Source organism: Ruegeria sp. C6 (assembly GCF_056537625.1).
In genome coordinates this window covers 73,415-94,951 of sequence record NZ_JBQFRW010000004.1, presented here as the reverse complement: position 1 = coordinate 94,951, position 21,537 = coordinate 73,415, and the positions used below count along the sequence as shown (strand labels likewise).

General features: G+C 58.1%; 24 protein-coding genes. 8 read left to right on the top strand and 16 right to left on the bottom strand.

Features of this window, described 5'->3' with window-relative positions; all coding sequences use genetic code 11:
- Positions 1–8: 8 nt before the first annotated feature.
- The 3 genes from ACR0MJ_RS14375 to ACR0MJ_RS14365 are packed head-to-tail and all read right to left on the bottom strand — an operon-like array spanning position 9 to position 2,390.
- A complete protein-coding gene (locus ACR0MJ_RS14375; RefSeq protein ID WP_010437537.1) occupies positions 9–740 on the bottom strand; it encodes an amino acid ABC transporter ATP-binding protein in 732 nt (243 codons plus the stop codon).
- A complete protein-coding gene (locus ACR0MJ_RS14370; protein WP_010437538.1) occupies positions 740–1,573 on the bottom strand; it encodes an amino acid ABC transporter permease in 834 nt (277 codons plus the stop codon). The genes ACR0MJ_RS14375 and ACR0MJ_RS14370 overlap by 1 nt, the downstream gene beginning before the upstream one ends.
- A 1-nt stretch (position 1,574) precedes the next feature.
- A complete protein-coding gene (locus ACR0MJ_RS14365) occupies positions 1,575–2,390 on the bottom strand; it encodes an ABC transporter substrate-binding protein (protein WP_170662947.1) in 816 nt (271 codons plus the stop codon).
- Between the two features lie 322 nt (positions 2,391–2,712).
- Between ACR0MJ_RS14365 and ACR0MJ_RS14360 the strand changes: the two genes are divergently transcribed.
- Positions 2,713–3,273 carry a CHAP domain-containing protein gene (locus ACR0MJ_RS14360; RefSeq protein WP_170392689.1) on the top strand — a complete coding sequence of 187 codons (561 nt, stop codon included), beginning with the start codon at positions 2,713–2,715 and terminating at the stop codon, positions 3,271–3,273.
- Between the two features lie 170 nt (positions 3,274–3,443).
- Here ACR0MJ_RS14360 and ACR0MJ_RS14355 read toward each other — a convergent pair whose 3' ends face one another.
- Both ACR0MJ_RS14355 and ACR0MJ_RS14350 read right to left on the bottom strand, forming a co-directional pair.
- A complete protein-coding gene (locus ACR0MJ_RS14355; RefSeq protein ID WP_223116959.1) occupies positions 3,444–3,869 on the bottom strand; it encodes a GFA family protein in 426 nt (141 codons plus the stop codon).
- Positions 3,870–4,110: 241 nt separating this feature from the next.
- A complete protein-coding gene (locus ACR0MJ_RS14350; protein WP_170392687.1) occupies positions 4,111–5,502 on the bottom strand; it encodes an aminotransferase class III-fold pyridoxal phosphate-dependent enzyme in 1,392 nt (463 codons plus the stop codon).
- A 221-nt stretch (positions 5,503–5,723) separates the two neighbouring features.
- Between ACR0MJ_RS14350 and ACR0MJ_RS14345 the strand changes: the two genes are divergently transcribed.
- Positions 5,724–7,352 (top strand): acyl-CoA synthetase, encoded by a 1,629-nt coding sequence (locus ACR0MJ_RS14345; protein WP_480761427.1) that lies wholly within the window; start codon positions 5,724–5,726, stop codon positions 7,350–7,352.
- Here the strand turns inward: ACR0MJ_RS14345 and ACR0MJ_RS14340 are convergent.
- The 6 genes from ACR0MJ_RS14340 to ACR0MJ_RS14315 all read right to left on the bottom strand — a co-directional run bounded on the left by ACR0MJ_RS14340 (position 7,349) and on the right by ACR0MJ_RS14315 (position 11,861).
- Complete coding sequence (locus ACR0MJ_RS14340) at positions 7,349–7,681, bottom strand: DOPA 4,5-dioxygenase family protein (RefSeq protein ID WP_480761426.1); 333 nt, start codon at positions 7,679–7,681, stop codon at positions 7,349–7,351. The two genes, ACR0MJ_RS14345 and ACR0MJ_RS14340, sit on opposite strands and share 4 nt — an antisense overlap.
- An 88-nt stretch (positions 7,682–7,769) precedes the next feature.
- Entirely contained in the window at positions 7,770–8,408 is a 639-nt protein-coding gene (gene maiA / locus ACR0MJ_RS14335; protein WP_480761424.1) for a maleylacetoacetate isomerase, read from the bottom strand.
- Between the two features lie 7 nt (positions 8,409–8,415).
- Positions 8,416–8,958, bottom strand: coding sequence for a VOC family protein (locus ACR0MJ_RS14330; protein ID WP_170392683.1), 543 nt, complete (start codon positions 8,956–8,958; stop codon positions 8,416–8,418).
- Positions 8,959–8,962: 4 nt separating this feature from the next.
- Entirely contained in the window at positions 8,963–9,160 is a 198-nt protein-coding gene (locus ACR0MJ_RS14325; protein ID WP_170392682.1) for a DUF2783 domain-containing protein, read from the bottom strand.
- A gap of 5 nt (positions 9,161–9,165) precedes the next feature.
- Positions 9,166–10,776: an FAD-dependent oxidoreductase gene (locus tag ACR0MJ_RS14320; RefSeq protein WP_170402424.1), complete on the bottom strand. Its 1,611-nt coding sequence runs from the start codon at positions 10,774–10,776 to the stop codon at positions 9,166–9,168.
- Between the two features lie 134 nt (positions 10,777–10,910).
- Positions 10,911–11,861 carry an MBL fold metallo-hydrolase gene (locus ACR0MJ_RS14315; protein WP_480761421.1) on the bottom strand — a complete coding sequence of 317 codons (951 nt, stop codon included), beginning with the start codon at positions 11,859–11,861 and terminating at the stop codon, positions 10,911–10,913.
- A 52-nt stretch (positions 11,862–11,913) separates the two neighbouring features.
- Between ACR0MJ_RS14315 and ACR0MJ_RS14310 the strand changes: the two genes are divergently transcribed.
- The gene (locus tag ACR0MJ_RS14310) at positions 11,914–12,477 is read left to right on the top strand and encodes a DUF2585 domain-containing protein (protein ID WP_170818894.1); all 564 of its coding nucleotides are present in this window, start codon (positions 11,914–11,916) and stop codon (positions 12,475–12,477) included.
- A 20-nt stretch (positions 12,478–12,497) separates the two neighbouring features.
- Here ACR0MJ_RS14310 and fahA read toward each other — a convergent pair whose 3' ends face one another.
- Both fahA and ACR0MJ_RS14300 read right to left on the bottom strand, forming a co-directional pair.
- Positions 12,498–13,757 (bottom strand): fumarylacetoacetase, encoded by a 1,260-nt coding sequence (fahA, locus tag ACR0MJ_RS14305; protein WP_170392678.1) that lies wholly within the window; start codon positions 13,755–13,757, stop codon positions 12,498–12,500.
- 22 nt (positions 13,758–13,779) lie between these two features.
- Positions 13,780–14,403 carry a LysE family translocator gene (locus ACR0MJ_RS14300; RefSeq protein ID WP_170392677.1) on the bottom strand — a complete coding sequence of 208 codons (624 nt, stop codon included), beginning with the start codon at positions 14,401–14,403 and terminating at the stop codon, positions 13,780–13,782.
- A gap of 65 nt (positions 14,404–14,468) precedes the next feature.
- On the opposite strand from ACR0MJ_RS14300, the gene ACR0MJ_RS14295 reads away from it, so the two are divergent.
- Positions 14,469–14,921, top strand: coding sequence for a MarR family winged helix-turn-helix transcriptional regulator (locus ACR0MJ_RS14295; RefSeq protein ID WP_170392676.1), 453 nt, complete (start codon positions 14,469–14,471; stop codon positions 14,919–14,921).
- A 62-nt stretch (positions 14,922–14,983) separates the two neighbouring features.
- Positions 14,984–16,219 (top strand): adenylate/guanylate cyclase domain-containing protein, encoded by a 1,236-nt coding sequence (locus ACR0MJ_RS14290; RefSeq protein WP_170392675.1) that lies wholly within the window; start codon positions 14,984–14,986, stop codon positions 16,217–16,219.
- Between the two features lie 132 nt (positions 16,220–16,351).
- Here ACR0MJ_RS14290 and ACR0MJ_RS14285 read toward each other — a convergent pair whose 3' ends face one another.
- Positions 16,352–17,161, bottom strand: coding sequence for a division plane positioning ATPase MipZ (locus tag ACR0MJ_RS14285; RefSeq protein WP_170402416.1), 810 nt, complete (start codon positions 17,159–17,161; stop codon positions 16,352–16,354).
- Positions 17,162–17,379: 218 nt separating this feature from the next.
- Between ACR0MJ_RS14285 and ACR0MJ_RS14280 the strand changes: the two genes are divergently transcribed.
- From ACR0MJ_RS14280 to ACR0MJ_RS14270, 3 genes are all read left to right on the top strand, one after another.
- Positions 17,380–18,267 (top strand): AEC family transporter, encoded by an 888-nt coding sequence (locus ACR0MJ_RS14280; protein WP_480761418.1) that lies wholly within the window; start codon positions 17,380–17,382, stop codon positions 18,265–18,267.
- Positions 18,268–18,385: 118 nt separating this feature from the next.
- Positions 18,386–19,975, top strand: coding sequence for an MFS transporter (locus ACR0MJ_RS14275; protein WP_480761416.1), 1,590 nt, complete (start codon positions 18,386–18,388; stop codon positions 19,973–19,975).
- A gap of 51 nt (positions 19,976–20,026) precedes the next feature.
- Positions 20,027–20,704 carry an SOS response-associated peptidase gene (locus tag ACR0MJ_RS14270; protein WP_480761414.1) on the top strand — a complete coding sequence of 226 codons (678 nt, stop codon included), beginning with the start codon at positions 20,027–20,029 and terminating at the stop codon, positions 20,702–20,704.
- 85 nt (positions 20,705–20,789) lie between these two features.
- On the opposite strand, the gene rpmE is transcribed toward ACR0MJ_RS14270, so the two are convergent.
- Complete coding sequence (rpmE, locus tag ACR0MJ_RS14265) at positions 20,790–21,011, bottom strand: 50S ribosomal protein L31 (protein ID WP_170392669.1); 222 nt, start codon at positions 21,009–21,011, stop codon at positions 20,790–20,792.
- An 11-nt stretch (positions 21,012–21,022) separates the two neighbouring features.
- Complete coding sequence (gene rplS / locus ACR0MJ_RS14260; RefSeq protein WP_170328369.1) at positions 21,023–21,406, bottom strand: 50S ribosomal protein L19; 384 nt, start codon at positions 21,404–21,406, stop codon at positions 21,023–21,025.
- Between the last annotated feature and the right edge of the window lie 131 nt (positions 21,407–21,537).

Genomic DNA, 21,537 nt, shown 5'->3' with positions numbered 1-21,537 from the left:
CCAGGCGCTTACTTCAACGCCCGCGCCAAAAAGGCCTGCGTGGTCTGGTGCGAAGGGTGGTCAAACACCGCCTCGGGCGGGCCTTCTTCAATGATCCGTCCGCTGTCGAGGAAACAGATCTTGTCGGCGGCCTCGCGGGCAAAGCCCATTTCATGCGTGGCCATCACCATCGTCATGCCCTGTTTCTTCAGCATCAGCAGAACATCCAGCACCTCGCCCACAAGTTGGGGATCGAGGGCCGAGGTGATTTCATCAAACAGCATGACCTCGGGCTGCATGGCCAAGGCGCGTACGATGGCGACGCGCTGCTGCTGCCCGCCCGACAATTGGTCGGGATAGTTGTGCATCCGGTCGGCCAGCCCGAACCGGGCAAACAGCGCCTCGACCTCGGGCTGCAATTCGGCACGCGTAAGTCCACGCACCCGGCGAGGTGCGAGCATGACATTCTCAAGCGCGGTCATATGCGGAAACAGGTTGAAGCTCTGGAACACGATCCCGATCCGGGCGCGCACCGATTGCGGGTTGAGACCGGGGATCGAGATATCCTCGCCATCCAGAAAGATCGCACCGTCTTCGATGGGTTCCAGCAGGTTGATACAACGCAGCAGAGTCGACTTGCCCGACCCGGATGCGCCGATCAAGCAAACCATTTGGCCCTCATCAACGGTGAGATTAATCCCGTCACAGACCGTGCGGTCGCCAAAGCGTTTCACCACGCCCTGAAGTTCCAGTTTGGGCATCAGCGCCTCTCTCGCATTTGGCGGGCCATCAGGTGATCGGCGTAGCGTGTGGCGGGGATGGTGACGATCAGGAAGATGATCGCGGCCCCCACATAAGGGGTGAAATTAGCCAGTAGCGATTTGAATACCCCCGCCTGACGGAAGATCTCGACCGGGCCGATAAAGCTGAGCAGAGAGACATCCTTTTGCAGCGCAATCAGCATGTTCATCTGTGAGGGCACCACGTTGCGGATCGCCTGCGGCAACACCACGTCGCGCATCACTTGCCGTTCCGACAGACCCAGCGACAATGCGGCGGCGCGCTGGCTGTGGTGGACGCTGTCGATGCCCGAGCGGAAGATTTCAGCCACATAGGCCGAATAGGTCAGGATCAGCGCCAGCGAGCCCCATATGTAAGGCGAATTCCACGGGCGCGGCAGGCCGAGCCCCGGAATGCCGAAGCCGATCAGATAGACCGTCAGGATCACTGGCACGCCGCGGAAAATGTCGGTGAACGCCGCGCCAAAGATGCGCAGCGGAAACAGGGCGGGGGATTTGGCATCCCGCGCCAAGGCAATCAACAGGCCAAGCACGGCGATTGCCGGTGCGGACCACAAAAAGATCATCACGTTGATCCGAAACGCCTCAAGCAGTTTCGGGAAGGTTTTGACAAGCGTCTCGCCGTTAAAAAAGCTTTGCTGAACCTTCGACCAGCCCGGCGCGAGCGGCACCAGAAAGTAGATCGCGGCCACAACAGTGACCGTGCTAATCGTGGCGATCACCAACGACCTGCGTCGTTGGTGCGCCTCATACCGTTCGCGGCGGGTCATCCCCGCCGCCTTATGATCTGCCATGTTATTTGATCAGAGGGACACCGGTGGTGTCCTGCAGCCATACGGCTTCGATTTCGGCCAGTTTGCCGTTAGCTGCCAGTGCCGCCAGCGCCTCGTCCACGCAGGCTTTCAGAGGGTTGCCTTCTTCCATCAGCATGCCGAAATGATCCGGATTGTCATTTTCATCCGCCGGGAACTGACCGATGACCTTTGAGCCTTCGATCATCACTGCGCTCAGGAACAGGGCGGTGGGCAGGTCGAACAGGGCCGCATCGATCTGGTTGGCCGACATGGCGGCGTTAACGTCAGCATTGTCACCATAAAGCAGCGGATCGCTGTCGGGCTGGATGATGCTGGCCAGTTTCGGCACCGCCGTGGTCGAGCCGACGGCCCCCCATTGCAGGCCTTTCAGCGCTTCAAGCGTCGGGGCAGTGTCGGTCGAATTGGGGCTGACCAGAACTGCCATCGGGGCGGTGTAGTAAGGGGCAGAGAAATCGACCACCTGATCCCGTTCAGGCGTGATCGAATATTGCTGCATGTTGACGTCAAATTCCTTGGCGCCGGGCTGGATCGCCTCGTCGAAGGACGAGCGGACCCAAACGACATCATCAGCTGCAAACCCCATTTCTTCAGCCACGGCATAAGCAACGGCTGCCTCGAACCCTTCGCCGCTTTCTGGCGCGTCGTCGATCACCCACGGATAGTAGGCCGGGTTGCCCGTTGCGATGGTGAATTTGCCGTCTGTCAGCGTTTTGCCAGCAGCGCATTGTTCTTGCGCATAGGCCGCTGTTGACAAAAACAGAATTGAAGTTGCCGCGATCGAGAGTGTCTTGGACATCCGATACAAACCTCCTGTTGGATTGGGTTGCGGTCAAAGTAATTCTGCCTAACCCGACTGTCCAGCGGATGCTTGATCGTCGACCTGCGGGACGGGTTGGCGTTCATGTGTCCGATGACATTGTGCCGGTCTCTTCGCCTGCCATGAATCCCAGGGACGGCACAGGGAGGAAACCTTTTGAATAAGTGACCGCACGCTCGGCCAACGGCCGGAATGCGGCGCAGGAACTGGCAATATTCTGCCGGGGAACAGTTGGGCTCTTTTCTTTTTCCTAAAGATATTATTAAAACTGCTTCACCACTCAAACCGGCAAAGAACCTTCTTGCAGTACAACGCACGCAATACCGATACGATCTGGTCGCGCCTGCCCGGCGTCGCGCGAATTGCCGTTGTTTTGGGACTTTTCAGTCTGATCTCGGCCTGTGCCAAGAATCCGAATGAGGTGGACTTGGATCCCGAACGTCAGGCCATGGCGTTGCAAGAGGTCTCAAGAAAACATGCGCTGGGACAAAGAGTGTGGTGCGTGCCCTACGCACGAAATCTCAGCGGCATCGAAATTCGTGGCAACGCCAAGGATTGGTGGGGCAAGGCCCGCAATGGGTTTGACCGGGGTAATGAACCGGAGGTCGGTGCGGTGATGTCGTTTCGGGCCACCAGAGGGATGCCCCTGGGACATGTGGCTGTCGTGTCCGATATTGTCACCGAGCGGGAAGTCATTGTGAACCACGCAAACTGGCTCCGGAATAAGGTGTCGTTGCAGATGGGCGTGAGGGACGTGTCCAAAAACAATGATTGGACGCTTGTCCGGGTTGAAAGCCGGCCGGGCAGTTACGGCAGTTCGTACCCGGTGAACGGGTTTATCTATCCGAATTTTGGTGAGTAATCTGAGCTCTCCGCGCCCCGGCCGGTAGCTGGTACGGTGAAGCCGAGCGTCCGACGTGCCGCTGTCATCCGTGCGCGTGTGTTCGGTGGCGGGTATGTTTACATTGACACATGATCAATGACTGCAGGGCAGCGCAAAGCAGCCACTTGAAAACCAGGTGGCTTCCTCATCTAACGATATCCGTCTGGGTCGTTAGGGGTGTGTAGCAATGTGCCTTCAAACGCGTCGAGATCATCAGTCATTTGCAGCCAAGGCAATTTGCTTTGCTTGTTGACGTGAAAAGTCGGTTTGAAATCTTCCGGGTTTTCGAGCGACGCTGCGTAAAGGTGCATACCACCAGGATAATGATCGGCTTCAAATCCAATAGGTGATCCGCACGTCCCGCAAAAGTGCCTGAAAACGCCTTTGGAACTTTCATAAGTGCCGGGTTTATCGCCGGTCCACTCAAAGTTCTCTATCGGCACGCCTAACCAGGCAACCACCGGCGCGGCACAATTCCGACGGCAATCGTCGCAGTGGCAATAGCATGCCCATGTTTGACTGCCCTGGTAGGCCCAGCTCGTTCTTTTACACAGACAATACCCGTGCGTCGCCATTCGATTTCCCTCCCAACCTCCTGAAACATAGGACGCAGGTAAGTTTTGAGATGGATATTTTGGGACGTTTCATCAGCAGAAAACGTCGGCGCTCAGGGCCAATTTGGACTCTTTCCCGCCATTTGAATGAAAATTGAGTATCTTTGGCATCAGCTCATACGCTTGGCTGATGTCCTCATGAAAAGAAACCCGCCGAAATTTGGCGGGTTTCATGTGGTTCAATGGTAGTTCGTTGCCTAGATCAGCCGAACACACGCCCCAGCGCGCCGTCTACGGCGTCGGTGATCTGATCGATGTCGTCCGCTGTCGCGATCAGCGCCGGTGAGAAGCACAGCGTGTTGTTGCGGCTGGGGATCGAGCGGTTGGTGGCACCGATGATGACGCCCTGCGCCATACAATCTGCGACAACGGCCTGAACGCGCTTTTCGTCCATCGGATCCTTGGTGGTCCGATCGGTTACTAGCTCGGCGCCAAGGAACAGACCCTTGCCGCGCACGTCGCCGATGACTTTGTGCTTTTCCATCAGCGCCTGCAGGTTGCCCATCATGCGATCACCCATGTCGACGCAGTTCTGCAGCAGGTTTTCATCCTGAATGATGCGCATGTTTTCAACCGCTGCCGCCGGACCGGCAGTGCAGCCGCCAAAGGTCGAGATATCACGGAAATAGTTCATCGGGTCTGCCGCGTCGTCTTTGAACATGTCAAAGACTTCCTCGGTGGTGACCATGCAGGCGATCGCGGCATAACCCGAGGCAACGCCCTTGGCCATGGTCACGAAGTCCGGCTTGATGCCGTACTGCTGATAGCCGAACCACGTGCCGGTCCGACCTACGCCGCAGACAACCTCGTCAATGTGCAGCAGGATGTCGTATTTCTTACAGATCTCCTGCACGCGGGGCCAATAGCCTTCAGGCGCTTCGATGACGCCACCGCCTGCGGTCACGGGCTCAAGGCACAGGGCGCCAACGGTGTCGGGGCCTTCGCGCAGGATGACCTCTTCGATCTGATCTGCAGCCCATTCGCCAAAGTTCTCTTCCGGTGCGCCGTCCAGCTCGTGCTTGCGGTACTCCATGCAGTGAGGCACGCGCACGAAATCGGGTGCAAAGGGACCGTACTGCGCGGTGCGCTCGTCCTGACCACCTGCCGACATGGTCGCCAGGGTGGAGCCGTGATAGTCGCGGTCGCGATACAGGATCTTGGTTTTCTTGCCGCCATATTTCTTGTGCGCGATCTGGCGGATCATCTTGAACGCCTTCTCGTTCGCCTCAGAACCTGAGTTGGTGTAGTATACGCGGCTCATGCCCGGCATCTTGTCGATCAGCATTTCCGCGAAATTCGAACCGGGGATCGAGCCAGCGGTGTTGGCGAAGTAGCACAGCTTCATCAGCTGGTCATAAACCGCCTTACAGATAGATTCGCGGCCATAGCCCACGTTCACGGTCCAGACACCGCCTGATACGGCATCCAGGTGCTCTTTGCCCTTTTGGTCCCACACGCGCATGCCTTTGCCTTCGACAATGATACGGGGATCGTTGGTCTCAAACGGCTTGTGCTGGATCAGGTGATGCCAGAGGTGGGCGCGGTCGGCTTCGACGACGCGGGAAAGATCGTTTTCGTTGAACGTGCCGTCCATGACATGTCCTTTCAAAAGTGGGGCGCGCGGGGAATCAGTAGGTCCCGGCGGGCGCAAAGTGACGTGATACTGCAGATCAACGCGAATGGTGCGCGTGAAGTAGGGCCAGATTAGCCCATAGGATATCTCCAGTGTAGCTCAAACGCGTATTAATACGGGTTTGTTATGACGTAAACTTTGTGCTCAATACGACAATCTGACGAGTTTGGGAGGATCGCCGGATGACAGCCACACCTATCTACCAGCAACATCTGGATAAAACCCCGGCGAATTTCACGCCGTTGTCTCCGCTGAGCTATCTTGAGCGGACGGCGGCAGTGTATCCGGATTACCCATCCGTTGTGTATGGCGAGCGCCGGTATAGCTGGGCAGAAACCTATGCGCGGAGCCGACGTCTGGCCAGCGCGCTGACTACGCGTGGCGTAGGCGTGGGCGATACAGTCTCGATCATCGCGGCCAATATCCCCGAGCTGTATGAGGCGCATTTTGGCGTGCCCATGGCAGGGGCGGTGCTGAACGCGATCAACACGCGGTTGGATGCGCCGATCATCGCCTTCATTCTGAACCATGCCGAAGCCAAGGTTCTGCTGGTCGATCCCGAGTTTTCAGGCGTCGTGAAACAGGCGTTAGCGCAGGTGGATCACAACATTCTGGTGATCGACATCGAAGACGCCAGTTTTGACGGTGGCGAGCGATTGGGAGATCTGACCTATGAGGGTCTGCTGGCCGAGGGTGATCCAGAGTTCGACTGGTCTTTGCCCGCAGATGAATGGGATGCGATCACGCTGAACTATACTTCGGGCACCACCGGCAACCCCAAAGGTGTAGTCTATCACCACCGCGGCGCGGCGCTGAATGCAACGTCGAACATTCTGACATGGGGGATGCCGCAGCATTCGGTCTATCTGTGGACCTTGCCGATGTTTCACTGCAATGGCTGGTGCTTCCCGTGGACGATGGCGGCCAATGCGGGCACCTCCGTCTGCCTGCGCGCCGTGCGGGACGAACCGATCTATCGCGCCTTCCGAGAAGAGGGTGTGACCCATTTCTGTGGCGCACCGATCGTGTTGAATATGCTGGCCAACGCGCCCGATCATCTCAAGGATTTCACGCAGCAGATCAAGGCGATGACCGCTGGCGCTCCACCGCCGGCCAAGGTGATCGAAGCGATGGAAGGGATGGGTGTTGAGGTTACCCATGTCTATGGCCTGACCGAGACCTATGGTCCGTCCGTTGTCTGTGCATGGAAGGACGAATGGAACGAGAAAGGCGCGGAAGATCGCGCCGCGCTGAAGGTGCGTCAGGGGGTGAAATACGTCGCCCTGTCCGGGTTGATGGTGGCTGACCCCGAGACGATGGAACCCGTGCCTTCGGATGGCGAAACCATGGGTGAGATTTTCATGCAGGGCAACATTGTCATGAAGGGCTATCTCAAGAACGCTGAGGCGACAGACAAGGCCTTCAAGGGCGGGTGGTTTGCCTCGGGCGATCTGGGGGTGATGCATCCGGATGGCTATATCGCGCTGAAGGATAGGTCCAAGGACATCATCATCTCGGGCGGTGAGAACATCTCGTCGGTCGAGGTCGAAGATACGCTGTATAAACACCCGGCTGTGATGGAGGCGGCGGTGGTGGCCCGCCCGGATGAGAAATGGGGCGAAACGCCATGTGCGTTTGTGGAATTGAAGCCTCAGGCAGAGGCGAATGAGGCTGAGATCATCGCTTTCTGCCGGGATCATATGGCCCATTTCAAAGCCCCCAAGACGATTGTCTTCGGGGCGTTGCCGAAAACGTCGACGGGGAAGATTCAGAAGTTCATCTTGCGCGATCGCGCGCGTGAGCTGGGTTAATCAAAGATCGACAGATCAAGCTCCAGCATCTCGCCCATCCAAATGGCGCGATCCCGATGATCGGCCAAGTGATCGCCGGTTTCTGGATGGGTAAAGATGGTCAGCCCTTGCCGGTTTAGGATCAGCCAGGGAAAGACCTGATCAAAGGCTTCGGCGGGAAAGCCCAGCTGGCAACTCCAACGCGGATGAGGGCCAACGTTGCGCGCATGCATGCGGCCCATTTGCACGGTGGGAAACAGACGCGCGGCCTCTTCACAGACCTGCTGTGCCGTATCCTGCGTGTCGGCATCGAAATAGACATGGGCGTGGTAGCCGGTGATCTTGGGCATGGGGTTCTCCATCTGTCGTTGCATAGAAACCTAAGGACGGCGCGAGGATTTGTGCACCCGCACCGCCACACAGACTCTGTGCGCCGGTTCAGAGCGGAGCGTGCAGGTCAGGATGGGCTGCGGCAAAGGCCGAATGCTCGGCGCAGACGGCCTCGACCGCTGTCAGGCGTGGCATCTCGGATAGATCAACTTCCCACCGGCGCGCATTATAAAGCTGCGGGATCAGGCAGATGTCGGCCAGACCGGGCGCGTCTCCGGTACAGAACGGGGATTGATCAAAGCCACCCAGCAGCGATTCAAACGCGAGCAGACCCGGCCGGATGAAGTGACGCATCCAGTCGCCGGGCATGTCGCCTGCACCATCACTAAGCGCGGTGGCATGTTTGGCAACCGACAGATTGCAGACCGGATGGATATCCACCGCGATACTGTGCGCCAATGCCCGCGCCGCGGCTCGCTTGGCCGGATCGGCTGGCAGCAGACCCAGTTCGCGGGTCTCATCCAGATAATCGATGATCGCCAGCGATTGGGTCAACCGAACCCCATCGATATCCAGCACCGGGACCAGACCTTGCGGGTTGCGGTCCAAATGATCCGGGGCGCGATGCGCCCCGTTCACCAGATCCACGACGACCGGGCGGTAGGTGATCCCAGCCAGATTCAGTGCAATCCGCACCCGGTAACTGGCGGACGAACGCCAGTAATCAAACAGAACCACTTCGGACATACGATGGTTAGCCTTTGCTTAGTTCCTTGGCATGCAGCCAGTCGGCATGCTGAGGGGCTCGTTTGGTGCGCGACCATTCTTCGAGCATATCCCATTTGACCGAATCCAGCCGGGCCAGCATGGCCTCTTCCTCGGGGTCGGGGCAAGCCAGTTCCACCCGGTGACCGTTCGGATCGAAGAAATAGATCGAATGAAAGATCGAATGATCCGTGACACCCAGAACCTCGACGCCGTTGGCTTCGAGATGGTCCTTGAATGCGATCAGCTCATCACGGTCCTTCACCTTGAATGCGATGTGCTGCACCCAAATCGGCGTGTTGGGATCGCGCCCCATTTCCGGCTTGGTAGGCAGCTCAAAAAACGCCAGCACATTGCCATTTCCGGCATCCAGAAACAGGTGCATGTAGGGATCAGGTTCATGGGTGGAGGGCACATGGTCTTCGGCAATCGCCAGAATGAAATCCATGTTCAGCATCTTGCCATACCATTCAACGGTCTCTTTCGCGTCCTTGCAGCGATAGGCGACGTGGTGAATCTGTTCGATTTTCATAGGCTTACTCCTGTTTCAGGGCTGCGGCGTCCAACGCCTGCTTCAGCACCGCGTTGTCGCCGATGTGGTTTGCCAGAACCAGCACAAGGCGCGCGTTGAACGCATCGCTTTCGGCTTTCTCAAGCCCTTCATGGGCGGCCACCAGATCGGCATAGAAATCGTCTGCCTGGGTCAGATTGGATGAGAGGATCAGATCAGCCATGTCGCTTACTCCTTGCCTGTGGCGCGGCGCACCGCGTGCCGGAATGCATTTTCTTCGTAGGTGTCGCGGCGGGCGGCCACGTGCTGATCGGGACGGATCAGATAGACCGCTCCGCTGGCATCGCCCAGATAGCGGCGCTTCAGCGTCAGGGTCGGGTCGTCTTTGACCGAGAGTGCCAGGCGTTTGACGATGATGCCATCGACCTCGATCTCATCTGGTGCATCGGCGTCGATGGTCAGCAGCGTGAACTGTCCAGCCAGTTTAGGCAGTAGAAAGCCATCACCCAAAGGCGCATCGGGACAGGACGCTCCGGGACGCGTCTGCGTCGGCCCGTTCAACGCATCCGCCGAATTCAGCGACGAGCCGTCATAGACGCAAGGTACGCTCAGGCGGCCAGAATTCACCATCGGGCGGGCGAAGTCATAGTGCTCGCTCAAGTCCAGCACCGCGTCGCGCAGGATGCGGGACATCTGCGATTTCGGGGTGATGAAATCGGTCGAGCGGGTCGAGTTCAGGATGTTTTCGTCCGCACCGTGAATACGTTCCTGATCGTAGCTGTCCAGCAAAGATTCAGGTGCGCTGCCATCGATCACCAGTTTCAGTTTCCAGCACAGGTTGTCGGTATCCTGCACGCCCGAGTTTGCGCCCCGTGCGCCAAACGGGCTGACCTGATGGGCACTGTCACCGGCAAAGATCACGCGGCCATGGCGGAATTGCTCCATCCGGCGGCACTGGAAGGTGTAGATGCTGACCCATTCCAGCTCGAAATTTACCTCCTCGCCCAGCATGGCCTTGAGGCGCGGGATCACGTTTTCCGGGCGCTTTTCGCGTTCCTTGTCGATATCCCATCCCAGTTGCAGATCGATGCGCCAGACGCCATCGGGTTGTTTATGCAGCAAAGCAGATTGGCCTTTGTTGAACGGCGGATCGAACCAGAACCAGCGCTCCGAGGGGAAATCGGCCTCCATAATCACATCAGCGATCAGGAAGTTGTCTTCGAACACGCGGCCCACAAAATCCTTACCCATCATGGCGCGCATGGGTGAGCCCGCGCCGTCGCAGGCGATGACCCAATCCGCCTCGATGGTGTACGAACCCTCAGGCGTTTCGACCTCAAGCTTGACGTGATCGGGGTGGGTTCCAACGGCTTCGACCTTGTTGCGGCCGCGGATTTCGATCGGTGCACCCTGCGCTTGCAATTCGCGGACGCGGTCGACCAGAAACTGCTCGAAATAGTATTGCTGAAGGTTGATGAAGGCCGGGCGCTGATCGCCGCTGTCGGGCTGCAGGTCGAACTCGTAAACCTGACGTTCGTCGAAGAACACTTTGCCCTTGTTCCAAAGAACGCCTTTGTCGACCATCGGCTGCCCGCAACCCAGACGGTCGAGGATTTCCAGCGGGCGCTTGGCAAAACAAATGGCGCGGCTGCCGAAGCTGACCTTGTCGTTGTCGTCCAGCACCAGCACCTCGACCCCTTGCTGGGCCAGATCGATGGCGGCGGCCAGACCCACCGGACCGGCCCCGACAACGATGACCTTGTGGCGCACGGGCGCTGGCGCGGATTGATCCGGGCTGGCCTCGTAGGCATAAAGTGGAACTTCAAAAATCTTGTTCACTCTCTCTCTCCCATTTCTGGCGCATCGGGCGCACCTCATCTGTTCCCCGGCACAGTTGCGCCGGAGGTCTTGCGTTAGAGTTTCACTGTCAAATCCGGGCCGCCACGATCTGGATCAAATCCGGCCCGGAATTCTTAGCCCTGCAGGGCCTCCCACATCTCCAGATCGCGCTGGGCGGTCCAGATACGGGGCGTGTCGATGCCGCGGGCCTCGTCATAGGCGCGGGCAACATTGAAGGGCAGGCAGTGTTCGTAGATCGCATAGTCGGCGAATTTTGGGTCGCATTCTGCGCGCACGGCGTCCCAGGCTTCTTTCAGCGAACCGCCACGCGCCGCGACCTTTGCTGCCGGGCGGTAGGTGCTTTCCACGAAATCGCGGGTGTTTTCGATGGCCGCGTTGACCATGTCCTTACCGACCAGAGCGTCGCCGCGCCCCGGCGCGATAGCGTCTACGTCGAACCACTTGATCTCATCCAGCGTATCTCCCCAATCGCTGAAATGCCCATCGCCGCAGTAGCAGGCCGAATGGTATTCGACGATGTCACCGGTGAACATGACATTCTGATCGGGCACGTGGATGACGATATCGCCAGCGGTATGCGCACGGCCCAGATGCATCAGGTCGATCCGGCGGTTGCCCAGATAAACCGTCATTTTGTCGCTGAAGGTGGTGGTGGGCCATGTGAGGCCGGGGATGCTTTCGTGTCCTTCAAAGAGACGCGGGAAGCGTTGGAATTCGCTGTCCCAGTCTTCCTGACCGCGTTCAACCACCATGGCGCGCGCCATATCCGACATCAGGATCTGTTGCGCACCAAAGGCGCTCGCGCCCAGCACGCGTACTGCGTGGTAATGGGTCAGCGCCACATGGGTGATCGGCTTGTCAGTCACCGACCGCACGCATTCGATCACCTTGTTGGCCAGACGCGGGGTCGCCTGCGCCTCGACAATCATCACGCTGTCATCGCCGATGATCACGCCCGAGTTCGGGTCGCCTTCGGCGGTGAAGGCATAGAGCCCTTCGCCCACCTCGGTGAACGAGATTTTCTTTTCCGACATGTCCCCCTGGGACGCAAATGCCTTGGCCATATCAGTGATTTCCCTTCTGGACAGCGACTGGCTTTGATGATGTTGTCGCCATATGTTTGAACGTCGATTTTTGCCTTATTGGGCAACCGCTTGTGTTGTCATTGCCTGCGCCATCATCCTGCTGTGGATGGGCCGCGAACCGATTTGCAAATGCGGGTTTGTCAAGCTGTGGCATGGTGAAACCTTCAGTTCCGAAAGCTCGCAGCATCTGACCGATTGGTACACGCCCAGCCACATCATTCATGGCTTTCTGTTTTACGGTTTTCTGTGGCTGGTGGCGCGCCGCCTTGCCGTTGGCTGGCGGTTGTTCATCGCCACCTTGATAGAAGTCGCGTGGGAGATTTCCGAGAACACCAATGCCGTGATCGAACATTACCGCGCGGTCACGATCTCGCTGGATTACTACGGCGACAGTGTCGTCAACTCGATCGCCGATATTGGCGCGATGATGCTGGGGTTCTGGTTGGCGCGTCGCCTGCCGATCTGGATGACGGTCACCATTGCGCTGGGGTTCGAGATCGTGACCACCGCGCTGATCCGCGATGGTCTGACGCTGAACGTGCTGATGCTGCTTTATCCCATCGAGGCCGTTAAGGACTGGCAGAGCGCGCTCTGAATATGCGGACTGGACCTGCATCAATCTCTGGCGAATGGATTTTCGAGTGCGGGCAGCACGGTGCCGGTGCAATCGCCGAACCCGATGGTATAGCCGTCGCCCTTGGCTGCGCCGGTCAGGGTCAGCGTGTCGCCGTTCTCGATGAAGGTGCGGGTCTCGCCTGTGTCCAGCGTCAGTGGCTCTTTCCCGCCCCAGCTGAGTTCCAGAAGTGATCCGCGCTCTGGCTTGTTCGGCCCCGAAATGGTGCCGGACCCCAACAGGTCGCCCGTGTTCATCGGACACCCAGACGTCGAGTGATGCGCCAACTGCTGCGCCGCCGAGTAGTACATCTCGCGATAATTGGTTCGTGCGATGGTCGTGGCGTCTTTATTCTCGGGCGCCATCGTCACGGCCAAATCGATGTCATAGAGCATCGGGCCGCAATCCTTCAGGTGGTCCAGCAGGGCAAACTCACGATCGGGCGTATCGCAGCGGAACGGTTCCAGCGCCGCTTTGGTCACGATCCACGGGCTGATCGAGGTCGCGGTCGCCTTGGCCTGAAATGGCCCCAGCGGCTGGTATTCCCAGGCCTGAATATCGCGCGCGGACCAGTCGTTTAGCAGGACATAGCCAAAGATGTTGTCATCGGCTTCCTGCACTGAAATTGGGCCGTCAGACGGTGTGCCCACGATTGCACCCATCTCTAGTTCGATATCAAATCGACGGCTGGGCAGGAAAGCAGGCAGGTCCTGATCGGGCGATTTCAACTGACCCCAGGGGCGACGGATATCTGTGCCTGAAACGACAACAGACGACGCGCGGCCGTTATAGCCGATGGGGATGTGCAGCCAGTTCGGCGGCAATGCGTTTTCCGGGCCGCGGAACATGGTGCCCACGTTCTGGGCATGGTGGCGGCCCGCGTAGAAATCGGTGTATTCGCTGACGGCAAAGGGCATGTGCATCTCGGCCTCGTCCTGCGGGATCAGCAGACCTTCGATCTTGTGCTGTTCGTCCGAATCTTCAGCCAATAGCGTAGAAAGGCGGTCGCGCAATGCAGCCCATACGGCAGGGCCTTCTTCCATTAGCGGATTCCAGAAGGGCAGATCGAACAGCGGCTCATCCGACAGCGCGATTAATCCATCAGCTTCGGCAGCAGTCACGTCGAAGATCATGTCGCCGATGGCAACGCCGCAGCGGGGCTCGGTGGTTTCGGTCGAGAACACGCCATAAGGCAGGTTGTTCAGCGGGAAGGGGTGGTCGGCGGAATTGGCCGATGCGACCCAGGATTTCTTCAAAGGCATATTGCGTCCTTATGTCTTTCGGTTACGAGGCGGCGCGCAGGGATTTGAAGCCCAGCAGGACTGCCGCCAATATCATGAAGCTGCCACCGATCCGGTCGAGCCAAAGCCTTGCCGGCCCCTGCAGGCGCCGGGCCAGCCAACTGGCAGTGGAGCCATAGGCCATCAGAAACAACCCGTCTATGATCAGATATGTGGCCGAGAGGATGGCGAATTGCGGCCAGAATGGCAGCGCGCCATCGATGAACAGCGGAAACAGAGCGGCGAAGAACACCACCGCCTTGGGATTCGCGGCAGAGGTGATGAAGCCCTGCATCCAGAGCGCCTTGCGGCTGGCACGTGGCGCATCGTTGGTTTCGGCAACGCGTGCCTTCACGATTTGCTTGACGCCGAGATAGACCAGATAGGCCACGCCCAACCACTTGATCACGGTAAAGGCGGTCCCGGACGTGGCGATCAGGGCAGCCAGACCCAGACCGGCGGCCAACATTTGAAAGAAATTGGCCGTCAAATCACCCGCAGCGGTAAAAAAACCTCGCCGCAGCCCATTGGTTGCCGAGTTCGACAGCATCAGCAACTGGCTTGGCCCTGGTGTGCTCATCAGCAGCAACACCGTCGCCACATAGGTGATCCAGATATCAAAACTCATCTCGTCTCCGGTGATCCTTCAACTTGTCACTTGTCGAATAATAGTTGATTTTGTAACTAACAAGGATGACCCAGCCTAAAAATGACCAAAAAGATGAGTTTGATTTGCGAAATTTCCTGCCGTTCCTGTTGAATCAGGCGGCCGAGGAAAGTTCGCTTGAGTTTCAGCGCGTTTACAAGGATCGCTACGGAATGCTGCGCACCGAATGGCGGGTGCTGTTTCATCTGGGCAATCATGGTGAGATGACCGCACGCGACATTGTTGAGCGTGCCAAAATCCACAAAACCAAGGTCAGCCGTGCGGTCAGCCGATTGCAACAGCGCCGATATTTGCAAAGGTTGCGGGATGAAAATGACCGGCGGGTTGAGCGGCTATCGCTGACCTCGGCTGGCCAGAAGGTTTATCGCGAGTTAAGCGGTATCGCGCAGGATTATGATCAGAAACTGGCATCGCGTTTCACCACGGGTGAGGCCGCTTTGCTGCGCATGATGCTGCGACGTCTGGCCGGAATGGATTAGGGTACTGGTAATCCGGTACAGCTGCCCCCAGATCAACGTCATAACGGACACAGGAACGACACATGACAGCGCCGGATTCCCCAACGGCAAAATCCCATGATCTGATAGATTGGTTGGTGACCCGCGGCCTGGAAGGGGCCGACAAACAAGAACTTCTGGACGGGTATTGCACCCGTTTAGTTGATCTTGGTGTGCCCTTGATGCGCTTTCATGCGGCGCAACCGGCCTTGCATCCCGTCTATGGCGGAACGGGCTATAGCTGGTACCGCAGCAAAGGAAGTAATCTGGAAACCTTCGAGTATTCCGAAGAGCCCAGTGAAGTTTGGACACAAAGTCCGCTGTATGCCGTATTGCACGAAGATATCGATGCTATCCGTGAACGGCTGGTCGATCAGAACGAACCCAGCCGTTTTCCCCTGCTAAACGAGTTGCGGGAAAACGGAGCCACGGACTATTACGCGACTGGCATCAGCTTTGATGTGCCGGCTCAACGCAACCCCTATGATGCGAAAGAGGCAATCGACGGTGTCTTGATGTCCTGGTCCAGCAATGCGCCGGAAGGATTCTGCGACGATGATCTGGACGTGATCAATACGGCGCTACCGCATCTGGGGCTGGCTCTGAAGTCAGCCTCGAACGCGCGGGTGTCGAAAGATTTGATGCGGGTTTATCTGGGGCGCGATGCCGGTCGTCGGGTCTTGTCCGGTGAAATCCGTCGCGGGTCACTGCAGCAGATCGATGCGGTGATCTGGAACTTCGATCTGGAAGGGTTCACCAGCTTGTCGGAAGAGATGCCAGGGATCGAAGTCATAGATATGCTGAATGACTACCTGGGTGTGGTGGTCGATGTTGTTCATCAATGCGAAGGCAACATCCTGAAGTTCATGGGCGACGGTGTCATGGCGATGTTTGATGTCGGCGAGATCGATGCCGATGCCCGCGCCGCGCTGGCTGCGGCGACCATGCTGCAAGAGCGCATGGCCGAATTGAACACTCAGCGGAGTTCACGGGGGCAACCGGTTTCGAACTATACGCTGGCATTGCACTCTGGTGAGATCCTCTATGGAAACATCGGCTCCGAAAGTCGGCTGGATTTCACGGTAATTGGTCCGGCGGTCAACCAGACTTCGAGAATCGCGGGAATGCACAGGTCACTGGGGCAGCGCATCCTGATTTCCGACGATGTAGCCCGCGCGGCCCATCCCTGCGATCAGGATCTGATCTCGGTCGGTCGCTATATGTTGCGGGGCGTGGCAGAGCCGAAAGAGCTGTTTACGATTTACAGAACGGCGGGCTAACCGATCACTGACACCCGTGCCAACGCGTGCGACTGCTGCTGCGCACGATTTCATAGAATGAAATCGATCCGGAAACTTTTAAATTTTCCGGGGTCTTGGGCGGATATGTTGGGTAATTCGAGCTGTGGTCGCTCAGAAATCGATCTCAACACCCGGCAAGCTCAGTTCCTTCATCATGTCGCGCAATTCCTGGCGTGCGGCGATGTTGGAGATATTGAGCTGCTTGACCCCGATATCCTTGAGGTCCAGCAAAGTCAGTCCGCGCGGGAACAACTCGCGGAAAATCACTCGCTCGGAAAAGCCCGAGGCGACGCGGAAGCCGATGCGCTGTGACAGCATTTCGATCGCGCGTTGCATCTTCTCCTTGTTGACCATGCGCTGGGTCCCGACCCGGTTGCGCACCACTACCCAATCGATGGGTTTCAGCCCGGCCTGTGCACGCAATTGGCGCGCGTTCCAGACCATCTCGGAATAGACCGAGGGGCCAAGGATTCTCTCACCTTTGGAATCGATCCGCGCCAGCAGGTCAAAATCGATGAAACTGTCGTTCAGCGGTGTAATCAGCGTATCGGCCAGCGAATGTGCAACCTGGCTGAGTCGAGTGTGCGAACCGGGGCAGTCGATCAGGATGAAATCGCTATCGCTTTCCAGTTCGGCCACGGCGGCCGAAAGGCGGTGGTCATAGATGTTTTCACCGGGTTGCAGAGCGCTGGCGTCAATCTCGGGCAGGTCGTGGTGGCGTGGGCTGGGCAGAGACAGGTCCGAGCCGTTCAGGAAGTTCAAGCGGTTCTCGAAATAACGACCCAGACTGCGCTGCCGCAGGTCAAGATCGAGTGTGCTGACCTTGTGCCCCAGCCGTGCCAATGCAGTGGCCACATGCATCGACACGGTTGATTTGCCTGCGCCGCCCTTTTCGTTCCCGACCACAATGATATGTGCCATGCCTGTATTCCCAAGTCCCGCCGTGTTTGCCTACACGTTGTTGGCAGCCACTATATGTTGTGTAGGCCGGGAAGGGAAGAACCTCGGGCCGTCTTGAGCGCTATTATCAAGCCTCAAATTGGAAAAGTGCTTGGTACTTGGGGGTTAGGGTAAATCCTTGCCAAACACACACCCCTGTTTCACTGTCCATCCTATGGATTTGTGATCGAGGGCCGCCGTTGGACCATCTGTTTCTGAACGTTTTGAACGTGGTTCTGCCTGTCCTGATTTGCGCTGGAATCGGTTACGCTCTGGCTGTGATCAGGGCCCCTTATGACAACAAGGTTATTGGCGGGATCGTCTCGCGGGTCGGGTATCCGACGCTGATTATCTCGCACCTTTCAACCACCCAGATTGCGGTCGGCACCTTTCTTGATGTCATGATGGCCGCCGCTTTGGCGATTGCAGGTTTTGGGCTGTTGGGGCTTGTCGCGCTCAAACTGATGCGGCTGCCGGTGCGAGCATTTCTGACGCCACTGATGCATGGCAATGTCGGCAATATCGGCCTGCCCATTACCCTTTTGGCGCTGGGCGATGCGGGAATGGCCTATACGATGGCATTTGTGGTGGTTGTGCTGATCAGTATCTTCACGATCGGCATGTGGATTCCGGCCGGAGAATTCTCGCCCAAGAAACTGGCCACTTCGCCGATTATTTACGCGGTCGCACTGTCGCTGGTGTTGATGGCGACGGGCACCAGCCTGCCGCAACCGGTGGCCAAATCCTTTGATATTCTGGGTGGGCTCTCGATCCCGCTGATGTTGCTGACGCTGGGCCACACGCTGGCGACCCTGCGGATCAAAAGCCTTGGCCGAGCCGTTTTGCTGACAGCGCTGCACCTGCTGATGGCTGCGGTGATTGCCAGCGCGTTGGTCTGGAGCTTCGGCTTCACCGGGGCCGAGCGGGGCGCGGTGATCCTGTGCTGTTTGATGCCCTCCTCTGTCGCGACCTATTTGTTCATCGATCAGCATGTGCCGGAATACGGACCCGATGTGGCCGGGTTCATTCTGGTTTCGACTCTGTCCACGATCCTGGTGCTGCCATTGGCGCTGTCCTACTGGATCTAATAGGCGCTGCGCGCGCAGCGCGCTAAAAACAGTATCTATCAGCAAAAAACCGTTTAATAATAGGCACAACACGGTGCCCGAAGGGCCAGCGCGCTATTCCTGAACGGGGGACAGGCAGATGCCAAAAGACGTCACTGACGACATATCCGGCGCGGGAGGGGCACGTCTGGTTCTGGTGATGACCGCGCTGTGCATGATGGTTGTTGGCTTCAACACAACCGCCGTTGCGACGATCCTGCCAAATCTGAAGGCCGAGTTCGATCTGTCGCCTTCCAGCCTGCAATGGGTGATGGCGATCTATACGGTGGTTAGCGCGACCCTCGTTACCATCGTCAGCCGACTTGGCGATATCACCGGCAAGATGGGCGTCTTCTTTGCCGGAATGATCGTGTTCGGTCTTGGCTCGGCCCTTGTGTTGTTTTCACAGGATGCAGCCATGTTGCTGGCAGGCCGCGGGGCCCAAGGTGCCGGGGCGGCAGCGCTGTTTGGCACCTCGCTTTCGCTGCTAACTGCCGCCACGCCCGAGGAACAACGGGCCAGCGTCACCGGTGCCTGGGGCGCGATCGTCGGGCTGGCAATTGGTGTTGGTCCGATCGTTGGCGGCGCGTTTGCGCATTACCTCAGCTGGCGGGGCGTGTTTGCCACCGATCTGGCGCTGCTGATCGTGGCGTTTGCGGTCGGGTTGCGGGTCAGCAAAGAGCATTACGTCCCCGACACCCGTCTTGCAGGCGCAAAGTTCGATCTTGCGGGTGCAGTCGCACTGGTCCTGCTGCTTGGCCCGCTATCCTTCGCCCTCAGCAATGGGGAAAGCCACGGATGGGCCACAAGATCGACCCTGATCCCGCTTGCCGTGTCGGCTGTAGCGGTGATTGCACTGATCATCACCTCGCGCCGCAGCGCGGACCCTCTGATCGAGCTGCGCTACTTCCGCCACCCCCGTTATTTCATGGCGGCGGCAGGGATGTTCATTACCGGCTTCGCGCTGTTCAGCTTTTTCGTCTATTTCAACGTCTTCGTGCAATCGCCAGATGCGTTTGGCCTGTCCGCTGTTGGGGCGGGGGTGGCGATCCTGCCGTTGAGCCTCAGTATGTTCGTCGTGTCCGTGGTGGCTCCGCGTTTTCTTGCACCTTACAGTTTTCGATGGCCGGTGATCCTGGGCATGGGGTTCATGACCTGTGGGTTCATGCTGTTGACGACAACGACGAACACAACAGGCATGGGTGCGATTTGGTGGAAGCTGGTGATTATCGGGATCGGGCTTGGCATCGGTTTTTCGTTATTGCCGCGTCTCGGGCTGCGCTTGTTGCCGGAAGAACATATGGGGCAGGGCTCGGGCGTAGTGAATGCGTTCCTTTATTTTGGGGCCACGCTTGGTGCGGTTGTCGGCGGGTTGGCTGAAGCGATCACCACCCGGCGCGGCCTGACCGAAGTGATCAACGCCTTGCCCACCGGGTCCGAGCAACGGGCTGATCTGGCCCATGCGTTGACACATGGCACTGCAAGTCAGGTGCAACAGCTTATCGCTGGGCTTGATCCGACCACAGGCGAAACGCTGGCGCGTGCCCTGCGGGATTTGCAGGATGATGCATTTAACAGTGCCATGCTTGTCGCCGCTATCGCTGCGCTTTTGGGGATGATCCTGGCTGCCGTAATGCTGCGAGGCCCGGTGCCTCCACCGCACAGCGCGGTTGATCTGACAAAGGACTGATCGTCGGTGGGGCCACTTGTGACCGGCACTCAATCGGCCTAGGCTTTTGTCATGTGTGGAAAGTTTGCAGCCGGTCACCTGACGCAGCGGGAAATGCTGGCGATTACCGAGTATTTTCTCTACGGCAAGGTCTCGCCTGATCTGCCCGAGCAGCTGCCTTCGGGTGGGTACAATGTGTCTCCGACCAATCGGGTTGGCATGGTCCGTTGGGACGGCGATCAGGCCGAATTGGCTACTGCGCGCTGGCAAATCAAGGATCCGCGCAGCAAGAAGCCGATGATCAATTCGAAGATCGAAAATGTCAGCTTCTGGCAGCAATACTGGAACAAGGGGCGCTGTCTAATTCCGGCACTGGGATATTACGAGTGGCCCAAGGACCAGGGCCATGATTGCCCGGTCTACATCACGGTTCAGCGCAATGCCCCGGTGATGTTTTTTGCGGGGTTTTACCGAACGGATGATGGCAGCCATAGCTGTACGATCCTGACCCGGCCACCCAGCCCGCAGATCGCGCATATTCACAACCGCATGCCAGTGATCCTGACCCCGGATGAGATCGAAAACTGGCTATCAGGCGTCACGACCGCGCAAGAGGCGCAGCAGTCGTTGGGTGCGCAATACGAAGGCCGGTTTGAATATCACACCGTCAAACCCATCAAGCGCGGAGCTGAGGGCGAAGATATGATCGAGCCTTATACGCCCCCGGTCCAGACCGGGTTTGATTTCTGAAACAGCTGCAAAGTGCAGTGGGGTAATTCCAAACAAAAAAAGGCCGCCCAATTGGACGGCCTTTCGCATTTCAACCAAGTCGGGATTAGAAGCCCAGACCTTCGTATTTCTTCTTGAACTTCGACACGCGGCCGCCTGCGTCCATCAGGCGCGACGAACCACCGGTCCATGCGGGGTGCACGGAAGGGTCGATTTCCAGAGCCAGCTGGTCGCCTTCGCTGCCCCAGGTGGATTTCATCTGAACCACAGAGCCATCGGTCATTTTGACGTTGATGACGTGATAATCGGGATGGATGTCTTTTTTCATCTTTCCGCTCCTTACGCCTCGGCGCCCGCCTTGGGCTTGTAGTTGGTGACTTCTGCGATACGAGCGGATTTACCACGGCGCGAGCGCAGGTAGTACAGTTTGGCGCGACGAACGCGGCCACGGCGGACAACGGTGATGCTGTCGATATTGGTCGAATGCAGCGGGAACACACGCTCCACGCCTTCGCCAAACGAAATCTTGCGAACGGTGAACGAACCGGCGATGCCGCTGCCACCTTTGCGCGCGATGCAGACGCCTTCATAGTTCTGCACACGGGTACGCGACCCTTCGGTCACTTTAAAGCCGACACGGATGGTGTCACCGGCTTTGAAATCGGGGATGTCTTTCCCCAGGGCGGCAATCTGTTCCGCCTCAAGCTGTGCGATCAGGTCCATCGCAGTTACTCCTATCTGCTCGTGGTTGGTCCACGAAGTTTGGGCACGGCCTGAGAGCTCTTGGTCTTCACCGGGTCCTGCGTACAGCCCGCCAGAGGTCAGATCGAATGTTCCTTTTGGTCCGGTCCGCC

Bases quoted from the DNA above. Each gene is read 5' to 3' on its own strand.
- ACR0MJ_RS14375 (WP_010437537.1), bottom strand. From the start codon at position 740: ATGCCCAAACTGGAACTTCAGGGCGTGGTGAAACGCTTTGGCGACCGC.
- ACR0MJ_RS14370 (WP_010437538.1), bottom strand. From the start codon at position 1,573: ATGGCAGATCATAAGGCGGCGGGGATGACCCGCCGCGAACGGTATGAG.
- ACR0MJ_RS14365 (WP_170662947.1), bottom strand. From the start codon at position 2,390: ATGTCCAAGACACTCTCGATCGCGGCAACTTCAATTCTGTTTTTGTCA.
- ACR0MJ_RS14355 (WP_223116959.1), bottom strand. From the start codon at position 3,869: ATGGCGACGCACGGGTATTGTCTGTGTAAAAGAACGAGCTGGGCCTAC.
- ACR0MJ_RS14350 (WP_170392687.1), bottom strand. From the start codon at position 5,502: ATGGACGGCACGTTCAACGAAAACGATCTTTCCCGCGTCGTCGAAGCC.
- ACR0MJ_RS14345 (WP_480761427.1), top strand. From the start codon at position 5,724: ATGACAGCCACACCTATCTACCAGCAACATCTGGATAAAACCCCGGCG.
- ACR0MJ_RS14340 (WP_480761426.1), bottom strand. From the start codon at position 7,681: ATGCCCAAGATCACCGGCTACCACGCCCATGTCTATTTCGATGCCGAC.
- maiA (WP_480761424.1), bottom strand. From the start codon at position 8,408: ATGTCCGAAGTGGTTCTGTTTGATTACTGGCGTTCGTCCGCCAGTTAC.
- ACR0MJ_RS14330 (WP_170392683.1), bottom strand. From the start codon at position 8,958: ATGAAAATCGAACAGATTCACCACGTCGCCTATCGCTGCAAGGACGCG.
- ACR0MJ_RS14325 (WP_170392682.1), bottom strand. From the start codon at position 9,160: ATGGCTGATCTGATCCTCTCATCCAATCTGACCCAGGCAGACGATTTC.
- ACR0MJ_RS14315 (WP_480761421.1), bottom strand. From the start codon at position 11,861: ATGGCCAAGGCATTTGCGTCCCAGGGGGACATGTCGGAAAAGAAAATC.
- ACR0MJ_RS14310 (WP_170818894.1), top strand. From the start codon at position 11,914: ATGTTTGAACGTCGATTTTTGCCTTATTGGGCAACCGCTTGTGTTGTC.
- fahA (WP_170392678.1), bottom strand. From the start codon at position 13,757: ATGCCTTTGAAGAAATCCTGGGTCGCATCGGCCAATTCCGCCGACCAC.
- ACR0MJ_RS14300 (WP_170392677.1), bottom strand. From the start codon at position 14,403: ATGAGTTTTGATATCTGGATCACCTATGTGGCGACGGTGTTGCTGCTG.
- ACR0MJ_RS14295 (WP_170392676.1), top strand. From the start codon at position 14,469: ATGACCCAGCCTAAAAATGACCAAAAAGATGAGTTTGATTTGCGAAAT.
- ACR0MJ_RS14290 (WP_170392675.1), top strand. From the start codon at position 14,984: ATGACAGCGCCGGATTCCCCAACGGCAAAATCCCATGATCTGATAGAT.
- ACR0MJ_RS14285 (WP_170402416.1), bottom strand. From the start codon at position 17,161: ATGGCACATATCATTGTGGTCGGGAACGAAAAGGGCGGCGCAGGCAAA.
- ACR0MJ_RS14275 (WP_480761416.1), top strand. From the start codon at position 18,386: ATGCCAAAAGACGTCACTGACGACATATCCGGCGCGGGAGGGGCACGT.
- ACR0MJ_RS14270 (WP_480761414.1), top strand. From the start codon at position 20,027: ATGTGTGGAAAGTTTGCAGCCGGTCACCTGACGCAGCGGGAAATGCTG.
- rpmE (WP_170392669.1), bottom strand. From the start codon at position 21,011: ATGAAAAAAGACATCCATCCCGATTATCACGTCATCAACGTCAAAATG.
- rplS (WP_170328369.1), bottom strand. From the start codon at position 21,406: ATGGACCTGATCGCACAGCTTGAGGCGGAACAGATTGCCGCCCTGGGG.